General features: G+C 64.6%; 6 protein-coding genes. All 6 read left to right on the forward strand.

The features are described 5' to 3' along the window. A partial coding sequence (locus tag ABZF37_RS13390; protein WP_372720749.1) for an aromatic-ring-hydroxylating dioxygenase subunit beta occupies window positions 1–392 on the forward strand: 392 nt, incomplete at its 5' end. 15 nt (window positions 393–407) lie between these two features. Beyond that, complete coding sequence (locus tag ABZF37_RS13395) at window positions 408–1,745, forward strand: aromatic ring-hydroxylating dioxygenase subunit alpha (RefSeq protein WP_372720751.1); 1,338 nt, start codon at window positions 408–410, stop codon at window positions 1,743–1,745. Window positions 1,746–1,761: 16 nt separating this feature from the next. Next, window positions 1,762–2,304, forward strand: a complete 543-nt coding sequence (locus ABZF37_RS13400) for a 3-phenylpropionate/cinnamic acid dioxygenase subunit beta (RefSeq protein ID WP_372720753.1) — start codon at window positions 1,762–1,764, stop codon at window positions 2,302–2,304. 10 nt (window positions 2,305–2,314) lie between these two features. Then, entirely contained in the window at window positions 2,315–3,445 is a 1,131-nt protein-coding gene (locus ABZF37_RS13405; protein WP_372720755.1) for an alkane 1-monooxygenase, read from the forward strand. A gap of 169 nt (window positions 3,446–3,614) precedes the next feature. Further along, entirely contained in the window at window positions 3,615–4,550 is a 936-nt protein-coding gene (locus ABZF37_RS13410; RefSeq protein ID WP_372720757.1) for a fatty acid desaturase, read from the forward strand. A 202-nt stretch (window positions 4,551–4,752) separates the two neighbouring features. Next, window positions 4,753–5,031 carry an exodeoxyribonuclease VII small subunit gene (locus ABZF37_RS13415; protein ID WP_372720759.1) on the forward strand — a complete coding sequence of 93 codons (279 nt, stop codon included), beginning with the start codon at window positions 4,753–4,755 and terminating at the stop codon, window positions 5,029–5,031. Window positions 5,032–5,173: the final 142 nt, after the last annotated feature.

The following is a 5,173-nucleotide window of genomic DNA, read 5'->3' on the forward strand; positions in this document are numbered from 1 at the left end:
ACCAGCTGCCGCTGACCTCGCGCCGCTTCCGGGCCGACCGCGGCGCGGCGCTGGCGGTGGGTCCGGGCTACGTGTTCGACGACGACAAAGCGCGCCTTGAGTTGCGCATCCAGCGCCTGGAATCCGGCCTGGTGTGGGCCGAAGACCCGCGCAACAGCGCGCGGCGCATCGTCAGCAACGTCGAGATTTATCAGGCCGAGGCCGACCGCGAGGCGCAGGTCTACTCCGTAGTCGAAATCCATCGCAGCCGCATCGACGCCCAGCAGCGACGCCTGACCGCGGCCCGCACCGACCGCTGGCGCTGCGAGGGCGGCGTCTGGCGCTTGGTACGCCGGCTGATCCAGTTCGACCACCCGGTGGTGATCGACAGCAACCTGAACGTGTTTTTCTAAAGGAGCAGGACACCCATGAAGCCCCACGAGCACGCCCAACCCCCCCAGGACTACTCGCGTTACATGGACCTGAAGGAAGGCTGGGTCGACCGGCGCATCTTCTGGGATGAGGCCATCTACGAACGCGAGCTGGAGGCCATCTTCGCCCGCTGCTGGCAGTTCGTGGCGCACGACTCGCAGGTTCCGAACGCCGGGGATTTCGTGACCACCTACATCGGCGAGGACGGCGTGATCGTGTCCCGTCACACCGACGGCGAGGTGTACGTGTACCTGAACGCATGCACCCACCGCGGCAACAAGATCTGCTTTGCCGACGAGGGCAACGCCCGCCGCTTCACCTGCAATTACCACGGCTGGGCCTACAGCACGGCCGGCGAGCTGCTGGGCCTGCCGTCCGAGCACGCTTACGATCCGGGCGACATAGACCGCACGCAGTGGGGTCCGCGCAAGGCGCGCGTGGCCTCCTACAAGGGCATGATCTTCGCCACTTTCGACCCGGAGGCGCCGAGTCTGGACGACTACCTGGGCGACTACCGCTGGTACCTGGATGCCTTCCTGGACAACGACGAGGGCGGCATCGAGTTCCTGCCCGGCACCATCAAGTCCTACGCCAACGCCAACTGGAAATTCGGGGTCGAGAACTTCATCGGCGACGCTTACCATGCCTGGTGGACCCACGACGCCGGCGGCCGGGCCATGATGGGCGGCCCGTTCCCGCCATATGACCCAAGCGATACCTTTCAGGCCAGCGTCAACGGCCACGGCTGGGAGTTCGCCCTTGAGGGAGTGGGCGATATTGCCATTCTGGGTTCGCAGGAGGTCATCGACTATTACACCGCCCAGCGCCCGAAAATGGCGCAGCGGATTGGCGAGCTGCGCGCGCGCCTGTTCGGTTCACTGGCCTCCGCCGCCATGTTCCCGAACATGACCTTCCTGCCCGGCATCCACACCTTTCGCACCTGGTTGCCGCGCGGTCCGCGCAAGCTCGAACTGCGCATCTGGACGGTAGTGCCTAAAAATGCCCCGGAATCGGTCAAGCAAGCCATCAATATCGGCTGCAACCTGACCTTCAACCCGGCCGGCACGCTGGAGATGGACGACGGCGAGAACTGGGAGGGCAACACCCGTACCAACCGCGGCTGGGTCAGCCGCCACGAGAAGCTGCACTACGGCTGCGGCAAGAGCCGCCAGATCGAGCACCCGGAGCTTCCGGGCATCGTCCACGAGGGGCAGTTCAACGACGCCAACCAGCGCCTGTTCTACCAGCGCTGGGCGGACCTGATGAACGCCAAATCCTGGTCCGAGGTGCCGCAGCGCTACACACCGCGCTACGCCGGCCGACCGACCCGCTGAACGGAGACGATCGCCCATGAACGCAATTGCCAAGGACGTGCAGGCGGCCACCCAGCCGCCGTCGCTGGAACTCGTCAGCGAAGTCCAGCAGTTCTACTACCGAGAGGCCCGTCTTAAGGACCGCCAGGACTATCGCGCCTGGCTGGCGTTGTTGACCGACGACATCCACTACTGGATGCCGGCGCGTGTGCAGCGCTACCGGCGTGACGAGCGCCCGCCGTCCCGCCTGGACAGTGCGTACTACAACGACAGCATGCGCGAGCTCGACAAGCGCATCACGCGCCTGGAAACCGACACCTGCTGGACCGAAGACCCGGCCACGCGAACCGCCCACCTGGTGCACAACGTCGAGGTGGAACACACCGAAAACGCCGACGAGTACCGCGTGCATTCCATCTCGCAGGTCTACCGCAACATGAACGAGGACGAGGAGCACACCCTGTACTGTCTGCGCGAGGACCTGCTGAGACGCGTGGACGGGCAGCTGCGCGTCGCCAGGCGCCTGCTCACCCTGCAACAGAACATATTCATGAACAAAAGCCTGAACGTGTTCCCGTGAGGCATCCAAATTGACCGATTACCTGCGCTATTACCTGTGTTCACTGACCGTGCTGGCCGGGGTGGTCGGCATGTTGCTGGGCGGCTACTGGATGTGGGCCGGGGTGGGCACATTCTTCGTGCTGGCGGGGCTGGACATGCTGTCGCGGCCGGATTACGCCGTGCGGCGCTTCCGCCACCCGCGCCTGGCCGATGTGCCGCTGTACCTGCACTGCGCGCTGATGGTCGCGCTGTACGCGGCCTTCGCCTGGCGCATGCGGGCCGGCCTTGGCGTGGACGGTACGCTGCCGGTGGTGATCGCACTCATCGGCGCCGTCGCCTCGCTGGTGTGGCTCAACGCGGTACCCAACGTGCCGGTGGCGCACGAACTCATGCACCGCAAGGACTGGTTCTCGCGCGGTCTGGCCAAGTTCATCAGCGCCATGTTCGCCGATGCCCACCGCGACATTCCGCATCTGTACACGCACCACATCCATTTCGACACCGAGGCCGATGCCGATTACGCGCCGCGCGGCAGCAGCGTGTATCCGTTCATGTGGCGCTGTACCAAGCGTAACTTTCAGGAATTGCTCAGCGCCGCGCGCAAGCGGCGCGACGTGACCGGCGCGCCGCTGTGGTCGCCGCGCAACATGCTGTTCTGGGAATTTTCGCTGTTGCTGTCCATCCCGCTGGCGGTGGGCCTGTACGGCGGCGTACTGGCCGGCGTGCTGACGCTGGTGGCGCAGATCAGCAGCAAGTTCTTTCTGGAGGCGCTCAACTACATCCAGCACTACGGCCTGGTGCGCGTGCCCGGCTCTCCAACACGCCTGCACCACACCTGGAACCACCTGACCTGGATCGACCGCACCATCGGCTACGAAATCACCACCCATGTCGACCACCACATCGACCCGGACCTGCGTTTCGACCAGCTGGTACCGCACCCGGACGCGCCGCAGATGCCGAACCTGTTCGTGTGCGCGGTCAGCGCCTTCATCCCGCCGCTGTGGTACCGGCGCATTGCCAAGCCGCTGCTCAAGGACTGGGATCTGCGCTTCGCCAGCCCGCAGGAGCGGCAAATCGCCCGCGAGGCCAACCGCAAGGCCGGCTGGCCGGACTGGTTTGCAGACCCATTGCCTCAGAACCCGGCGCAGGCCGCGTGAGCAAGCCGGTTCCCAGCCAGTTGACGGCCATCAAGAGGGCCAGTTCGGCAGTCTGTGACCATGGCTCCATGCGGTCCGGTGATGGCCAATTTTTTACCCGGCGCCCGCTCGGGTCTGGTGCGCCAATGCCCCGACCAGCGCGAACCGATAACCGAGAGAATCCCTGAAGATGGCCACACAAGCCGACGCCCCCGGTAACACATTGCTGCGGCCCCATATGCGCGCACCGACCCTGGCCGTGCCTACCACCTTGCTGGCAATCGCCATGCTCAGCGGCATGGCCGGCGTCTGGTATCTCGCTCTGACCGGGCAAATCAGTTACTGGACCGGTGCGCTCATCAACGGCCTGCTGGCCTATGGTCTGTTCAGTCCAATTCACGACGGCGCCCACCGCGCCATTTCGAGGATCGGCTGGCTCAACGAGGCGATAGCCGACGTGTCGCTGGTGTTCCTGTTTCCGTATGCGCCGATGTCTCTGCTGCGCTGGCTGCACAATCAGCACCACGTTCACGCCAATGGGGCCGAGGATCCTGACCGGTTCGAGCACGATGCTCCCTGGTGGCAGGTTCCCCTGCGCTGGGCCTTCTTTGACGGGTATTACATCTACTACTTCTTTACCCGCGGGCAGCATCTGGTCAAGAAGCACAAGAAAGGCTTGATCGGGTTCTACACCAGCCTGGTCCTGGTGGTGGGCTTCCTGATCTCACAGGGCCTCGGGTACGAGTTGTTCATGCTGTGGTTCATCCCGACCCGAATCGCGCTGTTTCTGATCGCGGTGGTCTTCGTCATCCTGCCCCATCACCCGGCCATGGTGAGCCATCAGGAAGACCCCTACCTGGCCACCACCATGCGCATGGGCTGGGAATGGCTGCTGACGCCCTTGATGGTGTATCAGAACTACCACCTGATCCATCACCTTTACCCGACCGTGCCCTTCTACAAGATGCACAAGGTCTGGCATTTGAGCCACGACGAACACAACAAGCACCATGTGAGCTACCAGACGGCGTTTGCGCTGGAGCCGGAAAACATCGAATTACACCGGCGGTTCCATGCGCCGGGCAGGACGGCAAGCGACACACCGGCCACAGCTTCAGGCGCCTGATTCGGCGCATCACGTATCGGTAGTCCGGCGTGACGCGGGCTAGTGCTCAGGCGGCGGCTGAGTATTGGGCTCGCGCGGCCGGTCCTCACCGGACCCATGCAGTCGCGGCGATTGACGCCCGGACTGATGGGCAGGCGGGGCACCTCGACATTGCAGGCGCGGCGCTGCCAGGGCCGGCGACGGGTGCGTTATGCTAGCGGCCATGACCAGCAAGCGTAAGTCCGAAGCGCCAGCCACCGCCGCAACCGAGCCCGGCGCGCAGGCGCCCGATTTCGAGGCGGCCCTGGCCGAGCTCGAAACCATCGTCGAGCAGCTGGAACGCGGCGAGCTGAGCCTGGAGCACGCATTGCGTGATTTTGAGCATGGCGTACAGCTGGCCCGCGGTTGCCAGCAGGCCTTGAAGACCGCGGAACTGAAGGTCCAGCAACTGGTCGAGCAGGATGGCCAGCTACGGCTCGAAGGCTTCGAGCCGGCCGAGTAAATCCACCCGTGTCGCTGGATGATTTTCTCGCCGAGGTCCGTCGGCGTAGCGAAGCGGCGCTCGAACGACTGTTGCCGCCGGTTTCCCCGCCCATTGCCGATCTGCCCGCCGCGATGCGCTATGCCGCGTTGGGGGGTGGCAA

This window comes from Immundisolibacter sp., from assembly GCF_041601295.1.
Classification (GTDB): Bacteria; Pseudomonadota; Gammaproteobacteria; order Immundisolibacterales; family Immundisolibacteraceae; genus Immundisolibacter.